The organism is Phenylobacterium sp. GW821-FHT12F10 (assembly GCF_058806695.1).
Genome location: NZ_JBXAPY010000001.1, coordinates 1939954 through 1961240, shown reverse-complemented (window position 1 = coordinate 1961240; position 21287 = coordinate 1939954). Strand labels below are relative to the sequence as shown.

Below are 21287 nucleotides of genomic sequence, written 5' to 3'. Positions count from 1 at the left end.
GCGCCGATCAGATTCGCCGCAGGATGAAGGTGTCCTGCGGCAGGCTGTTGGTGTCGAACAGCACCAGCTCCAGGGGCAAGAGGTTGTCCTCGATGATCTTCCTGAGCGGGTCGGGGCCGAAATAGGCTTCGCCATAGAGCGGGCCCAGACCCGTGTCGTGCCAGATGAACTCCCCGGCCTCGTAGCGGCGCAGGGCGTCGGCCGTATCGCCGATCTTGCTCAGCACGAAGGTGTAGAACCAGTGGACCTCCTGGCCGGCCTCGCTGCGGGCCTTCTGGTTGGCGAGCTCCGCGAGGAACCGGCCGCCCCAGGTGGTGAAGGCCGCGAAGCCCCCCGGTCGCAGGACCTCGGCGGTCTCGCGCAGCCACAGGGCCGCCGAGTGCGGCGACAGGTGCGAGAAGACCGAATAGCCGATCACCAGGTCGAAGCTGTCGCGCGGGATGCGCCGGTTGGGCAGGAACTCCCCCGTCAGGATGCAGGCGTAGGGGTTCAGGCCGCGGGCGATCTTGGAGAACAGGGTGGACGGCTCGAACCCGTAGATGTTCGCCAGATCATAGTGGCGCATGTAGGGACGCATCATCCGCCCCCAGCCGCACCCAAAGTCGAGCAGGCGGGCGTCGGGATCGAGGCGGAGGGATCCCTGCAGATTGCCCTTCACGAACAGGTAGAACATGAAGGCCTCGTGGATCGCGTCCACGCCGGAACTCCCGTGCACGCGGGACTGCAGGTCGGGGTCCGGGAAGCCCGGAAACACGACGCCCTCAATGGTTTGATCGGTGACCGAGGCCCGGAGCGTCGCCAGCCACTGGCCGTCCGTCATGTGGCCGAAGGTGTCGCGGAAGATGTTGGCCGAGCGGAGCCGTTCCTCGTCATAGTTGATGGGCGGAACATAGACTTCTGCGACCATGCGCGACTCCATAGCTTGGCCGGTTATGTCGGCCGGAGCGGCGGGCGGCAAGCGCGTGGGATGCTGAAACGCCCAAGGAAAAGGCGCTCCCGGCCAAGCCGGAAGCGCCATCACCTGTCCCCCGACAGGTCGACCGTCGCTCACCGAGCGCCAGTCTCCAAAAACCTGACCGGGTTATGCCCAAGACTCGCGTCGACCGCAAACCGGTCTGGTGTCGCAGGGGGAAAGAGAAAGCCCCGGCGCTCCTGTGAAGGAGCCCGGGGCCAGGGCGACGGCTCAAGTCGGGGGGGCGATTTGCCGTCGCCCCCTATCAATTCGCGGGCCGCGAGAGTGTTCCCAAGAAAAATGCCCCTCATGCGAATTTCCCGGTCGCGCGGGCCAAGCGCCCTGTGATCCTCTGACGGAAAGATACGGGGAGAGCGCCATGAAGTTCGAGGACTATCGCAGCCACGACGCCGTGGGCCTGGTGGGCCTGGTGGCCAAGGGCGAGGTCTCCGCCGGCGAGCTGCTGGAGACCGCGGTCACCCGCATGGGCCAGGTCAATCCGGCCCTCAACGCCGTGACCCTCGACCTGGCCGACTGGGGCCGCAAGGAAGCCGCCAAGCCGCAAGGTGGGGCCCTGGCCGGCGTGCCCTTCCTGCTCAAGGACCTGGGGGCGACCCTGGCCGGGACGGTGACCTCCTCGGGCTCGGCCCTGCTGAAGGACAATGTGGCCGCCGCCGACAGCGCGCTCACCACCGCCTACCGCCAGGCGGGCCTGGTGATCTTCGGCAAGACCAACACCCCCGAATATGGCCTGATGCCCATCACCGAGAGCGCCTTCCTGGGCCCCTGCCGCAATCCCTGGGACGTCTCGCGCACGCCCGGCGGCTCCTCGGGCGGGGCGGCCTCGGCGGTGGCGGCCGGAATCGTGCCCGCGGCCCACGCCAGCGACGGCGGCGGCTCCATCCGCACGCCGGCCTCGGCCTGCGGCCTGTTCGGCCTGAAGCCGTCGCGCGGCCGCGTCTCCTTCTCGCCCCTGGGGGAGGGCTGGGGCGGGGCCTCGATCCAGCATGCCGTCACCCGCTCGGTCCGCGACTCGGCCGTGCTGCTGGACATCGCCTGCCGGCCTCAGCCGGGCGACCCCTACTATCTGGACGCGCCCGCCACCCCCTACGCCCAGGAGGTCGGCCGCGCGCCGGGCAAGCTGCGGATCGGCTTCACCACCGCGGCGCTGGCCTCCGACACCCTGGACCCCGAATGCGTCCAGGCGGTGCTGGACGCCGCCCGGCTCTGCGAAAGCCTGGGCCACACGGTGGAGGAGGTGACCGTGCCGGGAAACCTGGCGGCCATGCAGCAGGGCGCTGGCGACGTCATCGCCGCCAGCGTCGCGGCCACCTTCGAGGCCGAAGCCGAGCGCCGCGGCCGACCGGTCACCGAGGACGAGGTGGAGATGCTCACCTGGGGCATGTATCGGCGCGGGACCGGGGTCAGCGGCGCCACCTATGTGCGCGGCCTGGCGGCCATCCACGCCTATGGCCGGGCGGTGGCGGGCCTGTTTTCCACCTACGACGTGCTGCTGCTCTCCACCCTGGGCAGCCCGGCCATCCCGATCGGCCACCTGACGGAGGACCTGCGGGCCTTCACCGAGCGGCTCTTCAAGTTCATGCCCAACACCCAGGCCTTCAACAACACCGGCCAGCCGGCCATGACCGTGCCCCTGGCCTGGTCCAAGGGCGGCCTGCCCATCGGCCTGCAGTTCGTGGGGCGCATGGCCGACGAGGCGACCCTGTTCCGCCTCGCCGGGCAGCTGGAGACGGCCAGGCCCTGGTTCGACCGGGTCGCGCCGATCTAGGCCTCGCGACCGCCCCGCCGCTGCTGGAACAGGTAGGCGCCGATCACCCCGGTCGCCACCAGACCCACCAGCAGGGTGGAGACCGCGTTGATCTCCGGGCTGACCCCCAACCGGACCTGGCTGTAGATCCGCATCGGCAGGGTGGTGGCCCCGGGCCCCGAGGTGAAGCTGGCGATCACCAGGTCGTCGAGGGACAGGGTGAAGGCCAGCATCCAGGCCGCCGCCACGGCCGGGGCGATATTGGGCAGGGTGACGGCGAAGAAGGCCCGCAGCGGCGTGCAGCCCAGGTCGCGGGCGGCTTCCTCCAGGGCCTTGTCGAAGCTGATCAGCCGGGCCTGAACCACCACCGTGACGTAGCAGAGGGTGACCGTGGCGTGGCTCACAGTCACCGTCCAGAACCCGCGCGGCAGGCCGAAGGCCACGAACAGCAGCAGCAGGGAGAGTCCCAGGATCACCTCGGGCATCACCAGGGGCGCATAGATCATGCCCGAGAACAGCAGCCGGCCCCTGAACCGCCCCGAGCGCACCAGGGCCACGGCCGACAGGGTTCCCAGCACCGTGGCCAGGCTGGCCGAGATCAGCCCGACCCGCAGGGTCACCCCGATGGCGGCCAGCAGCTGGTCGTCGCGCAGCAGGGCGCCGTACCACTTGGTGGAGAATCCGCCCCACACCGTCACCAGCCGGCTGGCGTTGAAGGAGTAGACCACCAGCAGGACGATGGGCAGGTAGAGGAAGGCCAGGCCCGCCGTCACCGCCACCCAGTTGAACGCCGAGGCGCCGCGCTTCATCGCCCGGCCTCGATCATCTTCGTCTGCTGGCGTTGGTAGAGGACGATGGGGATCACCAGGGTGGCCAACATGGCGATGGCCACGGCCGAGGCGGCCGGCCAGTCGCGGTTGGCGAAGAACTCCGTCCAGATGGTCTTGCCCAGCATCAGGGTGCCCGAACCCCCCAGCAGGTCGGGGATCACGAACTCGCCCACCATGGGGATGAGGCAGAGCAGGGCGCCGGCGGCGACGCCCGGCAGGGAGAGGGGGAAGGTCACCCGCCAGAAGGCCTGGGTCCGCGTGCAACCCAGGTCGGCGGCGGCCTCCAGCAGGCTCTGGTCCTGCTTCTCCAGCACCGCATAGAGCGGCAGCACCATGAAGGGCAGGTAGGCGTAGACCAGGCCGATATAGACCGCGGTGTCGGTGTTGAGCAGGTTGAGCTCGGGCAGGCCGAACTGGGAGAGGAAGGTGTTCAGCAGGCCCTCGGGCTTCAGCACCGCGATCCAGGCGTAGACTCGGATCAGGAAGCTGGTCCAGAAGGGCAGGATCACCGCCATCAGCAGGGCCTGGCGCGTCGAGGCCTCGAACCGCGACATGCCGTAGGCGATGGGGTAGCCGATCAGCAGCAGGATCCCCGTGGCCACGGCGGCGAACTTCAGGCTTGAGAGGTAGGAGGCGATGTAGAGGCTGTCGCCGGTCAGGCGGGCGTAGGTCTCGAAGTCCAGGGCGGCGAAGAAGGCCCGCACCCCGGCCCAGCCCGCGCTCCAGTCGAGCCGCGGCGCATAGGGCGGCATGGCGAGCGCGGTGTCCGATAGGGACAGCTTGGCCACCAGCAGGAACGGAAACAGGAAGAAGACCCCCAGCCACAGGAAGGGGGCCAGGGCCGCCAGACCGGTCCTGGGGCGACCCTTCATCGGGTCAGCACCACGGCGGCGTCCGGGGCGAAGGTCAGCCAGCAGGGATCGTCGCAGGCGATGGGCCGGGCCACCAGGCGCGAGGCGTTGGCGCGGGCGGCGCGCACGGTGCGGCCGCTCTCCAGCTCCACCACATAGGTGGTCCAGTCGCCGAGATAGCCGTAGTCGGCGACCTTGCCGGCCATGCGGTTGGGACCCTCCTTGGGCGGGTCGAGGTGCAGCTGGATCTTCTCGGGCCGCACCCCCAGCCAGGCGGTGGAGCCGACGGCCAAGGGGTCGTCCTCCAGGGCCTCGAAGCCCGCCGGGCAGTCGGGGGTGGCCAGCGTCACCCGCTTGCCGTCGGCGGTGGTCACCGCGCCTTCGAACAGGTTCACGTCGCCGATGAAGTCGGCCACGTAGCGGGAGTTGGGGGTCTCATAGACCTCGGCCGGGCGGCCGATCTGGACGATCTGGCCCTCGCGCATCACCGCGATCCGGTCGGCGGTGACCATGGCCTCTTCCTGGTCGTGGGTGACGATCAGGAAGGTCATGCCCAGGCGCTGCTGCAGGGCGATCAGCTCGAACTGGGTCTCCTCACGCAGCTTCTTGTCCAGGGCCGCGAGGGGTTCGTCCAGCAGCAGCATCTTGGGATTGGGGGCGATGGCGCGGGCGAGCGCCACCCGCTGCCTCTGGCCGCCCGAGAGCTGGTGGGGCTTGCGCCTCGCCAGGCCCTCCAGCCGCACCAGGGCCAGCATTTCGGTCACCCGGTCGGCGATCTGGCCCTTGGGCGCGCCCTGCTGCTTGAGGCCGAAGGCGATGTTCTGCTCCACGCTCAGGTGCGGGAAGAGGGCGTAGGACTGGAACATCATGTTCACCGGCCGCTGGTGCGGCGGCTGTCCGGCCAGGTCCTGCCCCGCCAGGGTGATGCGGCCGGCGTCCGGGGTCTCGAACCCGGCCAGCAGGCGCATCAGGGTGGTCTTGCCACAGCCAGACGGCCCCAGCAGGGCGAAGAACTCGCTCTCATAGATCGACAGCGAGACATCGTTCACCGCCGTCTCGGTCCCGAAACGCTTGGTCACCCCCTCGAACCGGACCAGGGGCTCCAGGGCCGGGTCCGTCCAGGGGGCGAAGCTGGAACGGACGGCGCCGATGTTGAGGCGTGGCCGGCGCGTGGTGGTCATCGGCCGGTCTGCACCCGCGTCCACTGTCGGTTCACCTCGCGCAGCAGGCTCTGGTCCTTGGAGGAGGTGACGAACAGGGTCAGCAGCTGGTCGGGGGTCGGATAGACGTTGGGGTTGTCCCGCACGTCTGGGGCCACCAGGGCGGTCGCCGCCTTGTTGGCGTTGGCATACTCGGTGAAAGTCGAGGCCCGGGCGATCACCTCGGGACGCAGCATGTAGTCGAGGAACTTGTAGGCCGCGGCCGGGTTCGGGGCGTCCTTCGGGATGGTGAAGACGTCGAACCAGACCTGGCTGCCCTCCTTGGGCACCACATAGTCCAGGTGCACCTTGTCGCCGGCTTCCTCGGCGCGGCTCTTGGCCTGCAGCATGTCGCCGGAATAGCCGATGGCGATGCAGATATCGCCGTTGGCCAGCGCCTCGATGGACTCCGAGGAATGGAACTTGCGGACATAGGGCCGGGCCTTGAGGAACATCTCGGTGGCCGCCTGATAGTCCTCCAGCGCCTTGGAGTTGGGGTCCTTGCCCAGATAGTTCAGGGCGACGGCGTACATGTCCTCCGAGGCGTCCAGCCAATAGACCCCGCAGTCCTTCAGCTTGGCCAGGTTCTCCGGCTTGAAGACGATGTCCCAGCTGTCGATGGTGACGCCGGGCAGGCGCTTGGCGATGGCGTCCTTGTTGTAGCCGATGCCGATGGTGCCCCACATGTAGGGGACGCTGTACTTCGCCCCCGGATCGAAGGGCTCCATATAGGCCATGATGTCGGGCCACAGGTTGGACAGGCCGGTCAGCTTGGACTTGTCCAGGGGCTGGATGGCGCCGGCGGCGATGTAGCGGGGGACGTTGTGGTTGGAGGGGACGACCAGGTCGTAGCCGGTGTTCCCCTGCAACACCTTGGTCTCCAGAACTTCATTGGAATCAAAGGTGTCGTAGACAACCTTGACGCCGGTCTCCTTGGTGAAGTCCTTCAGGATCGCCGGGTCGATATAGTCCGACCAGTTGTAGATGTGCAGCGTTCCAGGGCCGCCCTGGCCGCAGGAGGCCAGGACCAGCGCCATCATCCCGACCGCGGCCATGCCCAGCCGCTTGCCCCAATCCGCCATCGCGTTCTCCCCCATGCGTCCCGCAAGGTTATAGGGCTGCGAACCGCCGCGTTAAGTGCGAAATCATCGATTCCCGCGCCCGGAGCCCCTGCATGCCCATGACCACGGCGGCCATCGCCCCGATCCTCCTGCTGATCGCCTCCAACGTCTTCATGACCTTCGCCTGGTATGGGCACCTGAAGGTGGAGCACCGGCCGATCTGGCTGCTGATCGTGGCCAGCTGGGGGATCGCCTTCTTCGAATACTGCCTGGCGGTCCCGGCCAACCGGATCGGGCGCGGCGTCTATGATCCCATGGAGCTGAAGGCGATGCAGGAGGTGATCACCCTCGTGATCTTCGCCATCTTCTCGGTGACCTATCTGGGGGAGCGGTTCACCTGGAATCACGGCATCGGGTTCCTGCTGATCGCCGCCGGCGCCTTCTTCGTCTTCAAGGGACCGCTCTAGATGCCCGCCCAGATCGATCCCTTCCACGCCATCGGCATCAGCACCCTGGCTCACCGGCTTAAGGCCGAGGGGGCCTCGATCATCCACATGGAGTTCGGCCAGCCTTCGACGGGCGCGCCGAAGGCGGCCATCGCCGTCGCCCACGAGATGCTGGACGCCGATCGCGGCGGCTACTGGGAAAGCCCGGCCCTGCGCGCGCGCATCGCCCGCCATTACCTGGAGACCTATGGCGTCAGCGTCGCGCCAGAGCGGGTGATCCTGACCTGCGGGGCCTCGCCGGCCCTGGTCCTGGCGCTCGCCTCCACCTTCAATCCGGGGGACCGGGTGGCCCTGGCGCGGCCGGGCTACGTCGCCTACCGCAACACCCTCAAGGCCCTGCACCTGGAGCCGGTGGAGATCGCCTGCGGGTCGGAGAGCCGGTTCCAGCTCACCGCCGCGCATCTGGCGGCCCTGGACCCCGCGCCGGCCGGGGTGATCGTCGCCAGCCCCGCCAATCCCACCGGCACCATCATCGAGGCGGGCGAACTGGAGGCTATCGCCCGGGTTTGCCGGGAGCGCGGCATCCGCATCGTCTCCGACGAGATCTATCACGGGCTCAGCTATGTGGGCCCCGCGCGGTCGATGCTGGAGTTCGAGCCCGACACCCTGGTGGTGAACAGTTTCTCCAAGTATTTCAGCATGGTGGGCTGGCGTCTTGGCTGGCTGCTGGCGCCGCAGCGGGACCTTGCAAGGGCGCGGGCCTATATCGGCAACCTGTTCCTCACCGCCCCGACGCTCAGCCAGCATGTGGCCCTGGCGGCCATGGATGAGCGCGAGGAGCTCGAGGGCCACGTGGCGGTCTATCGCGCCAACCGCGACCTGTTGCTGGCGGCCCTGCCCAGGCTGGGCCTGACCCAGATCGCGCCGCCGGACGGGGCCTTCTACATCTACGCCGACATCGGCCACCTGACCCAGGACAGCCTGAGCTTCTGCAAGGACCTGCTGCGCGAGACCGGCGTGGCGACGGCGCCGGGCCTGGACTTCGATCCCGTCGAGGGCGGCCACTTCATCCGCATGAGCTTCGCGGTCTCGACCCCCGAGATCCAGACGGCCATCGACCGTCTGATCCCCTGGTTCGCCGCGCGGACGGCGGCCTAGGGCGAGCGTCGCGCCGCGGCGCCCAAGACGCGCCCAAGGCGCGAGAATCAGTCTCAATCTGACCCATGGCGACCCGCGACCTCTTCGATCTCCTGGCCCTTGAGCGGCCGCTGCAGGTGGCCGATATCGGCGCCGCCGACCTGGGGGAGACACCCGTCTACAAGGACATGGTGGACGCAGGGCTCGCCGAGCTGAACGCCTTCGACGCCGATCCGCGCCAGCACGACGCCCTGCGCCAGCTCTATGGCGAGCGGGTGAGGATCTTTCCGCAGGTGGTGGGCGACGGGCGGCCCGCCACCCTCTACCTGGCCGCCCCGCAGTCGGGGATGACCTCCCTCTTCCGCCCCAGCGCCGACCACCTGGCCTTCTTCAACGGCTTCGAGCGGCTGGGCGAGGTCGAGCGCGAGCTGCCGGTCGCCACCACACGCCTGGACGACATCGACGACCTGCCGGGCCTCGACTTCCTGAAGATGGACATCCAGGGCGGCGAGCTGACCGCCCTGCGCCACGGGACCGACAAGCTGGCCCGCTGCGCGATGGTCCAGCTGGAGGTCTCCTTCGTGCCGCTCTACCAGGGCCAGCCCAGTTTCGGCGAGATCGACGTCTGGATGCGCGGCCAGGGCTTCATGCCGCACTGCTTCACCGCCCTGAAGAAGTGGTCGATCGCCCCGGTGCTACGCGACGGCGACTTCCGCAGCCCCTTCAACCAGCTGCTGGAGGCCGACATCGTCTATGTGCGCGACCCCGTGGCGCCCGGCGGCCTGGACCCCGAACTGATGAAGACCGTGGCCCTGCTGGCCCATCACGCCTTCTACAGCATCGACCTGGCCGGCCGCATGATCGCCCTGCTCGCCGCCCGGGGCGTGCTCCCGGCCGACGCCTTCGAGCGCTACCTCGGCCTGGTGAACGCCGGGGCCTAGGCCGGCTTGGCCCGCGCCGGCATCAGGCCGAGAACCGCGCCGGCGACGAGGTAGCTCACCAGCTGGTAGCCCATGTTGATCAGCACCAGGTTGGGCGCGAGGCCCATATAGAGGTACTCGATGGCCATGGTGGTGAAGTTGAAGAAGAACCACACCGCCACCGCCGTGCCGATCCCGGCCAGGGAGGTCACCCCCAGGCGGGCGAAGACCCAGGCCAGGCCGACCACCAGGATCAGGGTGTTCACCACCCCCAGGCTCTGGGTGACCGCCATGTTGGTCATGTCCGGATCGCGGCCGATGGAGTCGCGATAGGCGGCGCTCCAGGCCTCGCCCAGCAGGGGTCCGTACCAGAGGAAGCCCAGGCCCTCCAGCAGGGCCACACAGATCAATACGGCGATCCAGTTGATATTCTTGAACATTCGTCTCTTCCCTTGACCCGCCGCGGCTCTGCCGGCCACGGTCCATACCGACGTTATGCTGAAGCTCTCCGCAGGGAAAGACGAGCGGGACTTGCGCGGGCGGCTTGGGAAAACCAGATGGGGCGCCCTATAAGCCGCGCTTCCCGCAACTCCTCATTTCGAGTCCGCCCATGTCCCGCATCCTCATCACCTCGGCCTTGCCCTACATCAACGGGATCAAGCACCTGGGGAACCTGGCGGGCTCCATGCTGCCGGCCGACGTCTATGCCCGGTTCCAGCGGGCGCGGGGCCGCGAGACGCTCTACATCTGCGCCACCGACGAGCACGGCACCCCGGCCGAACTGGGCGCCGCGGCGCTTGGCCAGGACGTACGGTCCTACTGCGACGACCAGCACCAGATCCAGCGCGACCTCTATGCCGGCTTCGGCATCAGCTTCGACCATTTCGGCCGCTCGTCCTCGATCCAGAACCGCACCCTGACCCAGCGCTTCGCGCAGGGGCTGTGGGAGGCCGGCTTCATCGAGGGCCGCGTGACCCAGCAGGTCTATTCCAACGCCGACAAGCGCTTCCTGCCCGACCGCTACGTGGTCGGCACCTGTCCGCACTGCGGCTACAACGCCGCCCGGGGCGACCAGTGCGACAACTGCACCCGCCAGCTCGATCCCGTCGACCTGATCCATCCGCGCTCCTCGGTCTCGGGGTCCGACGACATCGAGATCCGCGACTCCCTGCACCTGTTCCTCAAGCAGACCGCCTTCGACGGAAAGCTGCGCGAGTGGATCACCAGCAAGAAGGGCAAGTGGCCGGTGCTGGTCACGTCCACGGCGCTGAAGTGGCTGGACGAGGGCCTGCAGGACCGCGGGATCACCCGAGACCTGGAGTGGGGCGTGCCGGTCAACGCCGCCGACTGGGGCCCGAACCCCGCGGGCGAACGCCCCGACGTGGCGGGCCTGGCGGGCAAGGTCTTCTATGTCTGGTTCGACGCGCCGATCGAGTACATCGCCGCCACCTGGGAATGGTCGGCCGCCAAGCCCGGCGCCGATCCGGCCAGCGAGACCGAGTACGAGAGCTGGTGGCGCGGCCCCGCCGCCGCCGACGTCAGCTATGTGGAGTTCATGGGCAAGGACAACGTGCCCTTCCACACCGTGGGCTTCCCCTGCACCCTGTTCGGCTCCAACGAGACCAAGAATCCCGACGGGACCTGGCGGCCGTCCTCCAACGCGCCCTGGAAGCTGGTGGACACGCTCAAGGGCTTCAACTGGCTGAACTATTACGGCGGCCGGTTTTCCACGACGCACCAGCGCGGGGTGTTTATCGACGCCGCGCTCGAGATCCTGCCCGCCGACTACTGGCGCTGGTGGATCATGGCCAATGCGCCGGAGAGCAGCGACACCATGTTCACCTGGGAGCAGTTTCAGGCCCAGGTGAACGCCGACCTGGCCGACGTGCTGGGCAATTTCGTCAACCGCATCCTGAAGTTCACCGAGACCCGCTTCGAGGGCGTGGTTCCCGCGGGCGGCGAGCCCGGCCCGCTGGAGGAGAAGCTCCACGCCGACGTCACCGCCAAGCTGGCCGACCTGAACGAGCAGATGGAGGCCATCGACTTCCGCAAGGCGACCCAGGCCCTGCGGCAGCTCTGGGTGCTGGGCAACCAGTACCTGACCGAAGCCGCCCCCTGGACCGCCATCAAGACCGACCCGGCCCGCGCCGCCGTCGCCGTGCGCACCGGCCTCAACCTGGTGGCCCTGTTCGCCAAGGTGTCGGAGCCCTTCATCCCCTTCGCCGCCGAGAAGATCGCCGGCGGGGTGGGGGAGGCCTTCCCGGGCGTCTGGCCGACCGGGGAGGGCGCCGCCATCCTCGACATCCTGCCCGCCGGCCGCAAGGTCGCCGCGCCGGAGGTGCTGTTCAAGAAGATCGAGAACGACCAGGTCGCCGCCTGGCTGGAACGCTTCGGCGGGCCGGAGCCGGTCGAGGCGGAGGCCTAGGGCTTGAGCCACCCCAAGTTCCATCGTGACGGGCGCGCCAAGCCCTTCGCGGGGAATACGGTGATCGTCCACCTGCCGGCGGACGGCTGGCTGGCGCGGAGCCTGGCCGAGGTCAGGGCTGAGGCGGCGGGCGCGAGCTTCGCGGGCAAGCTCGCCCTGCTGCCGGTGGCCAGCTACCACATGACCGTCTTCGGCGGCGCCGACGACCAGCATCGAACCCCCGGCCTATGGCCGGAGGGCGTGCCGCTGGATGCGCCGATGCCGGTCTGCGACGAGATCGTCGGTGAGCGACTGAAGGGCGTGACCTGCGCGCCGCCCTATCGGCTGCGGGTCGATCTGGCCAAGCCGATCCAACCCTTCCGCTTCGAGCTCACCCCGGTCGACGCCGACGAAGAGCGGCGGCTGCGCGACCTGCGGGACCGCCTGTCGGCGGCGACGGGAGTCCGCAAGCCCGGCCACGACAGCTACGGCTTCCATACCCAGCTCGGCTACCTGCTGGAGCCCTTCACGGCCGACGAGCAGGCGAACTTCGAGGCGGCGTTCGAAGCCTGGCGCGGACGGCTCGCCGGGCAGGTGCTGCAGCTCGGTGCGCCCGACTACTGCGCCTTCGATGACATGCTGGCCTTCAGGCCGAGGCTTCGCCTGCCGGTCGGTTGAACCAGCGCATCCGGTAGGCGTTCATCGCCGTCTCGCCGAGGCGGTCCAGCAGGCGGTAGTTGACGAAGGCGCCCACCGGTGCGCCGATCACCGGGATCATCTGGGCCAGCTTGGCCAGGTCGATATAGTCCCGGTACTCCTGCTGGAAGCGGCGCCAGTCGAGGCTCTCCAGTCCGCCGTCGGCCATGGCCCGGGCGCTGTCCCAGTCGGCCAGGGCGGCATAGGCCTCGGGACGCCGCGAGGCGCTGGAGAAGGCCAGGCTGAAGATCCGCAGGATGTAGAGCCGCTCGGCCAGGTCGTCGCCCGAGTGGCCGTAGATCGCCGCCAGGTCGAACAGCAGCTTGATCTTCAGCCCGATCAGCACCGGGAAGTCCGCCGCCGCCAACAGGAAGCCGCCCGCGCCGGCCACCCCGCCCTCGGCCGCGGCGGTGGTGCGCCAGGCCATGATCTTGTCGCGGGCCTGGGCCTCGCGGGCCCGCAGGGTCGCGCCCTCCACGGGTGGCGGGCTGGTATAGTCGGCGCCGGTGAGGATCGCCCGGGTCATCTGCTCCATGGCCGCGGTGATGACGTCGTGCACCTTCTCCGGGATCAGGTTGTTGATCCTGTCCTGCACATTGCGCGCGGCCTTGTCGAAGGGCCCGGCGGGCTTGAGCACCCGCTCACGCCAGGCGGCCATCTCGGCCAGGACCTGGGCGTCATAGGCGACGTCGGAAATCTCGTTCATGGCTCCACCGCCGCGCGCACCTGGTCGAGGAACCAGTCGAGCCCGGCGTCCTCCCCGCCGGCGCGGCGCAGGGCGCTGACGGCGAACTCGTGGGGTTTGAAGGGAGGATCGAGGACCTGCAAGCCCAGCAGCGGCGCCTGACGCTCGGCCAGCCGGCGGGGCGGGGTGGCGATGGCGTCGCTGCCGGCCACCAGGGCCAGCGCCGTCAGCCACTGGGGCACCATGGCCACGGTCCTCTGGCGCCATTCGGCGATCTGGACGCGGCTCTCCACGGCCTCCTCCTGGGGCGCCTCGCTGCGGGAGAAGCTCAGCACGTGGCCGATGTCGCGATAGGTCTCGAAGTCGATCTGCCCGTCGATCACCGGATGCCCCCGCCGCGCCACCACGCAGTAGCGGTCCTCGTACAGGTGCTCTTGGGTGAAGCCGGGGCGGGGCTGGCCGAAGCGGCCGATGGCCAGGTCGAGCCGGCCCTGGCGCAGGGCGTCGGCGGCGCGATCCTGGGCCAGGAAGGCCACCTCGAAGCCCGCCCCCGGGGCCGCGCTGTTCAGGCGCTCGATCAGGCGGGCGCCCATCAGGGCGGTGACGAACTCCGGGGCGCTGATCCGAAACAGACGGTCGGTCTGGGCGGGGTCGAACCCGCCCTGGCGCCCCAGCGACCCCGCCAGCTCCAGCAGGGCCTCGACCTCCGGCCCCAGCTGCAGGGCACGCGCGGTGGGATCGAAGCCGTGGGGGCGGCGGATGAACAGCGGGTCGTCGAACAGGTCGCGCAGGCGGGTGAGGGCGTGGCTCACCGCTGAGGGCGAGAGGCCCAGGCGCGCGGCCACCTCGGAGGCGCGCCGGCGCCGCAGCAGCTCGCGGAACACCAGCAGCAGGCCGCCGTCCATCCGGCGTATGTGATTGATATCGAATTCACTCATCTCTCGACTACGCTAGGTCGGAAATCCTCGCCGCGCCAGGGACGGTCTCGCCGATCCGCCCACCCACGGAGCCGGGCCATACCTGATGCTCGAAAACTTGCCCTGACCCGGCGGAAAGCCCTCGCCACCCGGGCCGGGCCTCGCCATAAAGCCCGCTTTCAACGGCGCAGCGACGCCGGCTCTCTGTTTGCGAGGAAACCCATTGCGCAATCTGTTCAGCGTTGAAGGCAAGGTCGTTCTGGTCACCGGCGGCAGCCGCGGCATCGGCGAGATGATCGCCCGCGGCTATGTGGAGAACGGGGCGAAGGTCTACATCTCCTCGCGCAAGGCCGAGGTCTGCGATCGGGTGGCCGAGGAGCTGTCGGAGTTCGGGACCTGCATCTCTCTGCCCTTCGACCTGGGCGCCATGGCCGGCATCGAGGGCCTGGCCGCGGCCATCGCCGAGCGGGAGCCCAAGCTGGACGTGCTGGTGAACAACGCCGGCGCCACCTGGGGCGCGCCGATCGACGAGTTCCCCGAGAGCGGCTGGGACAAGGTGGTGGATCTCAACACCAAGTCGGTCTTCTTCCTGACCCAGAAGCTGCTGCCGCAACTGCGCGCCGCCGCCACCCACGAGGATCCGTCGCGCGTGATCAACATCGCCTCGGTGAACGGCATCGAGCCCCCCGGCCTGGAGACCTATTCCTACTCCACCTCCAAGGCCGGCTGCATCATGCTGACCCGGCACCTGGCCAAGCGCCTGGCGCCGGAGAACATCCTGGTCAACGCCATCGCGCCCGGACCCTTCCCCAGCCACATGATGGCCGCGACCCTCGCGCGGGCCGGCGACGCCATCGCCAAGGCCAATCCGCGCGGACGGATCGGCACGCCGCAAGACATCGCCGGGGTGGCCATCTTCCTGTCCTCCCGCGCCAGCGCCTACACCACGGGGACCACCGTGCCCTGCGACGGCGGCTCGGCCGAGTTCTAGAACCTTCTGTTGGCCGCCCGCCGGAACGGCCCTATGTGGTCGGCATGGCGGGCGGTTGGCTGATCGGCGTGATGGTGCAGGCTCCGGAGGAGACGGCCTTCCTGCGGCACTATTTCGCCGTGGGCCACGAGGATCGCGCCAAGGCCGAGTGGACCGGCGTCGACCATGCGCTGAAGGCCGGGATCGTGGCCTCCAGCCCGGTGGCTGGCCTGGAGCCGGTCCAGGCCATCAGCCAGGTTCCGGCCAGCCTGATGAAGACCCTGGGTCTCGCCGACGGTCAGGTCCGCGCCCTGGGATGGAAATATCCCCGCCGCTGGATCATTCCCCACCTGGCGGTCTAGCCAGGATCGCCTGCGCCGCCGCTGCGCCGGTGGCGAAGCAGGCCTGCAGCAGGTAGCCGCCCGTGGGCGCCTCCCAATCCAGCATCTCCCCGGCGACATAGACGCCCGGCCGGGCCTTCAGCATCAGATCCTCGTCCACCGCGTCGAAGCGCACGCCGCCGGCGGTGGAGATGGCGCGGGCCAAGCCCTGGGTCCCGGTCAGCCGGATCGGAACCCGCTTGATGGCGGCGGCCAGGTCGGCGGGCAGGGCGGCGCCGTGGGCCTCCCGCAGCAGGCTGATCTCCAGAGGCGAGAGGTTGGCGGCCTTGCGCAGGAAGGTGGCCGTGGACTGCCCGCCCCGGGGCCGGTCCAGCCGGGCGGCGAGCTGTTCGTGGGTCAGGCCGGGCCGCAGGTCGATCTCCACGGTCGTCGTGCCCGCCGCCGCGATCGCCGCGCGCAGGTCGGCCGACAGGGCGTAGACCGCGCCCCCCTCGATGCCGTAGGCGGCCACCACCGCCTCGCCGCGCAGGGTGCGGCGGCCGTGGGACAGGGCGATGGCCTTCAGCGGCTGGCCCGCGAACCGCTCCCGGAACATCGGGCTCCAGTCGACGGTGAAGCCGACATTTGCGGGTTCGAAAGGCGACAGGGCCACGCCCTGCGCCGTCAGGGTCTGGGCCCAGGCGCCGTCGGAGCCGAGCTTGGCCCAGCTCGCGCCACCGAGCGCCAGGACCGTGGCGTCGGGCCGCGCGGTCTCGCCGCCCGCGAACACCAGTTCGCCGGCCGCGTTCCAGCCGCGCCACTCCATGCGGGTGCGGAAGCGGACCCCCTGGCGGTCCAGCCGCCCCAGCCAGGCGCGGAGCAGGGGGGAGGCCTTCAGGGTCCTGGGAAACACCCGGCCGCTGGAGCCCACGAAGGTGGGCTGGCCAAGACCTTCGGCCCAGGCCGTCAGGTCGGCGGGGGTGAAGGCCTCCAGCCGGGGGCGGAGATGCTCGGCCGCCGGGCCGTAGCGGCCGACGAAGGCGCGGAAATCCTCGGAATGGGTGAGGTTCAGGCCGCCGCGGCCGGCCATCAGGAACTTCCGCCCCAGGCTCGGCATGCGCTCATAGACGGTGACCGCCCGTCCGGCGCGGCTCAGCACCTCGGCGGCCATCAGGCCCGCCGGCCCGCCGCCGATCACCGCAATCGTCTCTGTCATGGCCCGTCTTTAGCCGAGGCGGCGGCCGGCGTCGTCAATCTGTCGCCTCAGCGACGCCGGAGTGTGCGATGGTGGGAGTCCAACTCAAGGGCCTCGACATGAAACCGCCAGCCAAGGGCCAGCCCCGCATCTATGCGCCGCCGACCCCCAAGGTCGCCCGGCTGAAGCCCGGCAAGGTGCTGACGGCCGCCGAGAAGGCCGCCTTCCTGGCTTCCAGGCCCGATCTCAAGACCTGAACACCCGGCCATAGCCGGAGAGTCCCCGGGGGACATGGTTCGGGGACTCTCCGGCCTTGGCGACTGGAGCTTGGGGCTCGTCGCCGGTCGGGAAACGAGACAAGGCCAAGCTTTGTTCCAGCCGGAGATGAACAGGCGGCGCCGGGCTCCGTTCAGCGCGGGTTCAAGCCGGGGGCGGCATTGTTCATCCCAAGGCCGGACGTCATTTCCCGTCCCTCAACGCGACGTCCGGTCCCCGGCGCGCCAGGCTCCCTCCCGGGCTTGGCGCGCCGTTCTGCGTTCAGGGGTGCAGGGTCGGGAAGGCCGCCTTGCCTTCGAGGCAATCCAAGAGGAAGGCGGCCACGCCCAGATCCCCGGTCCAGAGCGAATATCGCCGCCTGCCGACGGTCTCCGCGTCCGCCCGGCTCTGGCCGATGGCGTGCATCGCGAAGGCCCGCGCCCGATCCAGCCACAGCTCGTCGCCGGTGCGCTCGAACAGCTTGAGGAGGGCGTAGCCGTTGCCCGCCGTCCCATGGCAGACTCCCGGCCCCTTGGTCAGGGGGCCGGCGCGCCATATCAGTTCGCCGCCACCTAACAAGAGGTCGTCGATTGGCTGGTCGAGGTCTGACAGGCCCAGAACCATGCCCGGTGCGCCGTGGCAGACCTGGACTGGCGCAATGCGGCCCGGCCGGCTGGGTCCAACCCCCGCTGTCCAGTTGACGCCGCCCTCGCCATGGGTGGCGGCCGCCGCCAGGGTCTCCGCCAGCCGGGGTGACCACCGAGCCCAGGTTTGGGGCTCAAGCAGTGCGCGGCCTTGGATCAGGACGAAAGCGTTCCCGGCGAAGCCGTGAACCAGGCCGAAATATTGGCGCTGGGAGCCATAGAGGTCTTGGGTCCAGATCGGCGCCGGGAAGTCCGCGACGGGCAGGAACGTCGCCTCCAGCACCTCGGCCCCCGCCCGGAATAGGTCGGCCCACCGGGCCTCGCCGGTGGCGAGATGCATGGCCAGGGCCGCCAGCATGGTCCCTGGCGCGCCCCACATGAATTCCAGGGCCGGGTCGTCGGTATTCGCGGCGATGACTTCGGCCAAGGCGTCGGCCAGGGCTGGCGAGGGTGCGAGACGCCATTCCGCCAGCAAGAGGCCGGCGTCCCCGTTCAGATAGGAGCGGGTCTGCACGCCGCGCGACTGATAATAGGCCCGGGTCTGCTCGCGCAGCGGCGCCAGGTGGTGAGCGAGGCTTGGCGCCTCAGCCACCGCGCCGGCCTTGGTGAGATGATCCAGGGTCCAGATGTTCCCGGCCGCGCCCAGATAGAGATCGGCTAGGGGCGGAGAGTCGGTCTCCCGATCCTTCGGGTGGACCGGCCACAGGCCTTGGCTGCGCATCGCCCGGCGGGTCTCGGCGACGATGGCCTTGATTTCCCCGCGGACGGCGGCGGCGTCCCAGGGCAGGCGGCGCAGCGGCTCATGACGATCGGCGGGATAGAGATCGGTCATCCGGCGGCCCGTCAGTGTTCCTTAGGTTTGATGTCCAAGGGGCCGGGCATCACCGCGTTGTAGGCGGGCGCGTGGCCCAGGCGGTGGACGGCGTCGCGGTGGCCTTCCCAGATCATGTGCAGGGCGACATAGAGCACGATCAGCAGGCCCAGATATCCGATCCAGCGGTGGCGGTGCAGCAGGCCGGCGATCCAGTTGGCGGCGACCCCCATCAGGGCGATGGAGAAGATCAGGCCGAAGACCAGCACCATCGGGTGCTCGCGGGCCGCGCCGGCCACGGCCAGGACGTTGTCCAGGCTCATGGAGAGGTCGGCGGCGAGGATCTGCAGGAAGGCGGCCCGGAAGCTCTTGGCGGGCTTGACCGGCGCGTGCTCGGCCAGGGCGTCGGCCTGGGCGTGGGTGGCCTGTTCCCGCAGCTCGCGCCACATCTTCCAGCAGACCCAGAGCAGCAGCAGGCCGCCGGCCAGCATCAGGCCGATGATCCCCAGCAGCTGGGTGGTGATCAGGGCGAAACCGATCCGCATCACCACGGCCGCGGCCAGGCCCCAGAGGATCACCTTGCGGCGTTGTTCGGCCGGCAGGCCTCCCGCCGCCAGGCCCACGGCCACGGCGTTGTCGCCGGCCAGGACCAGGTCGATGAGCATCACCTGCAGAAAGGCGACGAAGGCCCCCCAGACGCCAACCTCCAGCAGATCGCCCATGGCTAGCGCTTCTTCTGCGCGGCGTGGGCCGCGATCTCGTCGGGGGTGATGTCCAGGGCGCCGGGCATGGCGGCGTTATAGGCCTCCGCCTTGCCCAGATCGATCAGGACGCTGCGATGGCCCTCCCAGATCATGTGCAGGGCGACATAGAGGACGATGGCCAGGCCCAGATAGCCGAGCCAGCGGAAGCGGTGCAGCAGCTTGGCGATCCAGCTGGCCGCCACCCCCATCAAGGTGATGGAGATCATCAGGCCGGCGATCAGCACCTTGGGGTGCTCCCGCGCGGCGCCTGCGACGGCCAGGACATTGTCCAGGCTCATGGTCAGGTCGGCGATCAGGATCTGCAGAAGCGCCGCGCCCAGGGTCTTGGCCTTGGCGGCGTGCTTGGGGTGGGCGCCGATGGCGACCCCGGTGGCCTCCTCCAGGGCGCGCTCGCCCTCGGCGGAGGCCTCGCGGCCCTGCTCGGCCAGCTCGTGCCACATCTTCCAGCAGACCCACAGCAGCAGGAAGCCGCCGGCCAGCAGCAGGCCCACCACGTTCAGGAGCTGGACGGTGATCAGGGCGAAGCCGATCAGCATCACCACCGCGCCGGCCAGGCCCAGGATGATGGCCTTGCGGCGCTGCTTTTCCGGCAGGCCGGCGGCCGACAGGCCCACGGCGACGGCGTTGTCGCCGGCCAGCGCCAGATCGATCATCACGACTTGGAAGAAGGCGGCGACCGCGCCGGCGGCAGGCAAGTGCAGAGCAAGGGACATGGCCCCTCAATGCGGCGCCGCGCCTGACAGGGCAAGCTGAGGTGACCATCCCTCCCCACGCGGGGGAGGGATTTTACGGTCTAGTGGGCGTGTTCGGGTTCTTTGTGGTGGGCGTCATGCCCATGGTCGTCGTGCGCGGCGTGACCATGGTCGTCATGGGCCGCGTGGCCATGATCATCATGCGCCGCGGCATGGCCGTGGTCGTCATGGGCGGCATGGGCGTCGCCGTGACCGTGGTCGTCATGGGCCGCGTGGCCATGATCGTCGTGCGCGGCGGCGTGATCGTCATGCGCCGCGTGGGCGTCGTGACCATGGTCGCCATGGGCGTCGCCATGCCCCTCGTCATGATGGTGCGAGGCGATGGCGCCGGCCACCGCGGCGCCGGCCGCGGCCGCCGCCAGGGGCGCGGCCAGGCCGCCATGATGCTCTTCCGGCTCGACGTGGGAGGTCCCGGTTTCGGTCATGGTGCGGAACTTGCGGCGACGCTCGGCGCGGCGACGGTTCTCCGAGGCGCCGCGGGCGAGCGCGATCAGCAGGGCCAGGGCCGCCAGCACCAGGGCGCCGGCGACGACCTTATTGGAGGGCACGCGGCCGACGCCAGGCACGGCGACGTCCTTCATCCCCGGGATGGTCAGCTTGCTCAGCAGGCCGGAGAGGTCGAGGCCCTTCTTCTTGGCGGGGGCTTCCGGCATCAGCGCGGCCAGGGCCTGTTCGATGCTGGCCAGGGAGAAGGTCATCGGCGGCTTGATCCCGGTGAGGCGGGCGTCGACATCGGCCTTCAGGGGACCACGCTCCCCGGCGCCCGGCTTGACCTGCCAGTTGAAGGCGGCGGCTTCGCCGGTCTTCAGCTTGGCGGTCTGCGGACCGTTGGGGGTGATTTCGTAGCCGGTTCCCGACAGGGTGGCGGTGACCTCGGCCTTCTTGGCGGCCTTGGTCAGGCCGAGCTTGGCCGCCTCGCGCTGGATCGTCGCCAGCAGGGTCTGGGGCAGGGACAGGGACACCTGGCCGGCCTGGCCCTTGGTGACGGCCTCGGGAACGGTGAGCTTGGAGCCGGAGGCCACCTCGCCGCCGACGGCGGTCTGCAGCTTGGCGAGCTTGGGATCGGCGGGGACCGCCAGGCCTGTGGCCGGGAAGCTGGGCTGGGGCGCCTTGGCCAGGGCCGGGACGGGCTTCGGCGCGGGCGCCGGCTTGGCCTGCTCCACGACCTTGGGCGCTGCGGCGACCACGGGCTTGGCGGCGATGACGGGCTTGGCGACGGGCGCGGGCCGGGCGGCTGCGACCGCCGGCTTGGCGGCGACCGCCGGGCGCGGCTTGGCCGGCGCGTAATAGGCTTGAGCGGCCTCCGCATGGCGGGTGCGGGTTCCGGAGCTCACATGGGCCCGGGGCGCGTAGCGGCCGCCATAGACCAGGCGGCGCTCGCGGGCCGACATGTCCTCGGGGTTGGGCACCGGCCGCATGGCCGTGACCAGGACGCCGTCGGCGCGGCGATAGGTGACCAGGCGGTCGGCATAGCGCGAGGCGGGCCGCGAGGCCGGGGCGATCTGCCGAGCGCCCCCGGGGCCGCCCATCAGGCCGGTGTCGTCGGCGGCGCCGGGCGCGGCGCCCATCAGCTCGGGCGGCGGGGCCTGGGTGTAGGCGTCCGGGGGAGGGGCGACCTCGTGGGAGGTGGGGCCGCTGCAGCCAGCGACGGTTAACAGCACGGTCGCGGCCGCGCCGCGCAACATCCACTTGGTCAACATATTCGCCATT

Annotated in this window: 22 protein-coding genes; 9 read left to right on the top strand and 13 right to left on the bottom strand. The window is 69.8% G+C overall.

Features of this window, described 5'->3' with window-relative positions; translation table 11 throughout:
- Positions 1–7: 7 nt before the first annotated feature.
- Positions 8–907 carry a class I SAM-dependent methyltransferase gene (locus tag AC1RN5_RS09910; RefSeq protein WP_493040983.1) on the bottom strand — a complete coding sequence of 300 codons (900 nt, stop codon included), beginning with the start codon at positions 905–907 and terminating at the stop codon, positions 8–10.
- Positions 908–1331: 424 nt separating this feature from the next.
- Between AC1RN5_RS09910 and AC1RN5_RS09905 the strand changes: the two genes are divergently transcribed.
- Positions 1332–2741 (top strand): amidase, encoded by a 1410-nt coding sequence (locus AC1RN5_RS09905; RefSeq protein ID WP_493040982.1) that lies wholly within the window; start codon positions 1332–1334, stop codon positions 2739–2741.
- Here the strand turns inward: AC1RN5_RS09905 and AC1RN5_RS09900 are convergent.
- From AC1RN5_RS09900 to AC1RN5_RS09885, 4 genes are read right to left on the bottom strand one after another with little or no spacing between them, the layout of a single operon-like run.
- Positions 2738–3529, bottom strand: coding sequence for an ABC transporter permease (locus AC1RN5_RS09900; RefSeq protein ID WP_493040981.1), 792 nt, complete (start codon positions 3527–3529; stop codon positions 2738–2740). The two genes, AC1RN5_RS09905 and AC1RN5_RS09900, sit on opposite strands and share 4 nt — an antisense overlap.
- Positions 3526–4422 (bottom strand): ABC transporter permease, encoded by an 897-nt coding sequence (locus AC1RN5_RS09895; RefSeq protein WP_493040980.1) that lies wholly within the window; start codon positions 4420–4422, stop codon positions 3526–3528. The genes AC1RN5_RS09900 and AC1RN5_RS09895 overlap by 4 nt, the downstream gene beginning before the upstream one ends.
- Positions 4419–5582 (bottom strand): ABC transporter ATP-binding protein, encoded by a 1164-nt coding sequence (locus tag AC1RN5_RS09890; RefSeq protein WP_493040979.1) that lies wholly within the window; start codon positions 5580–5582, stop codon positions 4419–4421. The genes AC1RN5_RS09895 and AC1RN5_RS09890 overlap by 4 nt, the downstream gene beginning before the upstream one ends.
- Entirely contained in the window at positions 5579–6682 is a 1104-nt protein-coding gene (locus tag AC1RN5_RS09885) for a polyamine ABC transporter substrate-binding protein (protein WP_493040978.1), read from the bottom strand. Before AC1RN5_RS09885 ends, AC1RN5_RS09890 begins: the two co-directional genes overlap by 4 nt.
- Before the next feature lie 92 nt (positions 6683–6774).
- Here AC1RN5_RS09885 and AC1RN5_RS09880 point away from each other — a divergent pair, with 92 nt between their 5' ends.
- The 3 genes from AC1RN5_RS09880 (at position 6775) to AC1RN5_RS09870 (ending at position 9185) form a co-directional block, all read left to right on the top strand.
- Positions 6775–7128: a DMT family protein gene (locus tag AC1RN5_RS09880; RefSeq protein ID WP_421931170.1), complete on the top strand. Its 354-nt coding sequence runs from the start codon at positions 6775–6777 to the stop codon at positions 7126–7128.
- The gene (locus tag AC1RN5_RS09875; RefSeq protein ID WP_493040977.1) at positions 7129–8265 is read left to right on the top strand and encodes an aminotransferase class I/II-fold pyridoxal phosphate-dependent enzyme; all 1137 of its coding nucleotides are present in this window, start codon (positions 7129–7131) and stop codon (positions 8263–8265) included.
- Between the two features lie 65 nt (positions 8266–8330).
- Positions 8331–9185, top strand: coding sequence for an FkbM family methyltransferase (locus AC1RN5_RS09870; RefSeq protein ID WP_493040976.1), 855 nt, complete (start codon positions 8331–8333; stop codon positions 9183–9185).
- Here AC1RN5_RS09870 and AC1RN5_RS09865 read toward each other — a convergent pair.
- On the bottom strand, positions 9182–9604 hold the full coding sequence (locus AC1RN5_RS09865; RefSeq protein ID WP_493040975.1) for a DUF1761 domain-containing protein: 423 nt from the start codon (positions 9602–9604) through the stop codon (positions 9182–9184). The two genes, AC1RN5_RS09870 and AC1RN5_RS09865, sit on opposite strands and share 4 nt — an antisense overlap.
- 170 nt (positions 9605–9774) lie before the next feature.
- Here AC1RN5_RS09865 and metG point away from each other — a divergent pair, with 170 nt between their 5' ends.
- On the top strand, positions 9775–11589 hold the full coding sequence (gene metG / locus AC1RN5_RS09860; RefSeq protein WP_493040974.1) for a methionine--tRNA ligase: 1815 nt from the start codon (positions 9775–9777) through the stop codon (positions 11587–11589).
- Positions 11590–11592: 3 nt separating this feature from the next.
- Complete coding sequence (locus AC1RN5_RS09855; RefSeq protein WP_493040973.1) at positions 11593–12246, top strand: DUF1868 domain-containing protein; 654 nt, start codon at positions 11593–11595, stop codon at positions 12244–12246.
- Here AC1RN5_RS09855 and AC1RN5_RS09850 read toward each other — a convergent pair.
- Positions 12215–12970: an EcsC family protein gene (locus AC1RN5_RS09850; protein WP_493040972.1), complete on the bottom strand. Its 756-nt coding sequence runs from the start codon at positions 12968–12970 to the stop codon at positions 12215–12217. The genes AC1RN5_RS09855 and AC1RN5_RS09850 overlap by 32 nt on opposite strands.
- A complete protein-coding gene (locus AC1RN5_RS09845; protein WP_493040971.1) occupies positions 12967–13887 on the bottom strand; it encodes a LysR substrate-binding domain-containing protein in 921 nt (306 codons plus the stop codon). Before AC1RN5_RS09845 ends, AC1RN5_RS09850 begins: the two co-directional genes overlap by 4 nt.
- A gap of 202 nt (positions 13888–14089) precedes the next feature.
- On the opposite strand from AC1RN5_RS09845, the gene AC1RN5_RS09840 reads away from it, so the two are divergent.
- Positions 14090–14857: an SDR family oxidoreductase gene (locus AC1RN5_RS09840; protein ID WP_493040970.1), complete on the top strand. Its 768-nt coding sequence runs from the start codon at positions 14090–14092 to the stop codon at positions 14855–14857.
- A 44-nt stretch (positions 14858–14901) separates the two neighbouring features.
- Positions 14902–15198: a hypothetical protein gene (locus AC1RN5_RS09835; RefSeq protein ID WP_493040969.1), complete on the top strand. Its 297-nt coding sequence runs from the start codon at positions 14902–14904 to the stop codon at positions 15196–15198.
- On the opposite strand, the gene AC1RN5_RS09830 is transcribed toward AC1RN5_RS09835, so the two are convergent.
- On the bottom strand, positions 15176–16372 hold the full coding sequence (locus AC1RN5_RS09830) for a BaiN/RdsA family NAD(P)/FAD-dependent oxidoreductase (RefSeq protein ID WP_493040968.1): 1197 nt from the start codon (positions 16370–16372) through the stop codon (positions 15176–15178). The genes AC1RN5_RS09835 and AC1RN5_RS09830 overlap by 23 nt on opposite strands.
- A 98-nt stretch (positions 16373–16470) precedes the next feature.
- Between AC1RN5_RS09830 and AC1RN5_RS09825 the strand changes: the two genes are divergently transcribed.
- Positions 16471–16608, top strand: a complete 138-nt coding sequence (locus AC1RN5_RS09825) for a hypothetical protein (protein WP_304700904.1) — start codon at positions 16471–16473, stop codon at positions 16606–16608.
- 280 nt (positions 16609–16888) lie between these two features.
- Here the strand turns inward: AC1RN5_RS09825 and AC1RN5_RS09820 are convergent, their stop codons facing one another.
- From AC1RN5_RS09820 to AC1RN5_RS09805, 4 genes are all read right to left on the bottom strand, one after another.
- Positions 16889–18082 (bottom strand): lanthionine synthetase C family protein, encoded by a 1194-nt coding sequence (locus AC1RN5_RS09820; protein WP_493040967.1) that lies wholly within the window; start codon positions 18080–18082, stop codon positions 16889–16891.
- A gap of 11 nt (positions 18083–18093) precedes the next feature.
- Positions 18094–18783 (bottom strand): TerC family protein, encoded by a 690-nt coding sequence (locus AC1RN5_RS09815; protein WP_493040966.1) that lies wholly within the window; start codon positions 18781–18783, stop codon positions 18094–18096.
- A gap of 2 nt (positions 18784–18785) precedes the next feature.
- The gene (locus AC1RN5_RS09810) at positions 18786–19538 is read right to left on the bottom strand and encodes a YjbE family putative metal transport protein (RefSeq protein WP_493040965.1); all 753 of its coding nucleotides are present in this window, start codon (positions 19536–19538) and stop codon (positions 18786–18788) included.
- Positions 19539–19618: 80 nt separating this feature from the next.
- On the bottom strand, positions 19619–21286 hold the full coding sequence (locus tag AC1RN5_RS09805) for a hypothetical protein (RefSeq protein WP_493040964.1): 1668 nt from the start codon (positions 21284–21286) through the stop codon (positions 19619–19621).
- Between the last annotated feature and the right edge of the window lies 1 nt (position 21287).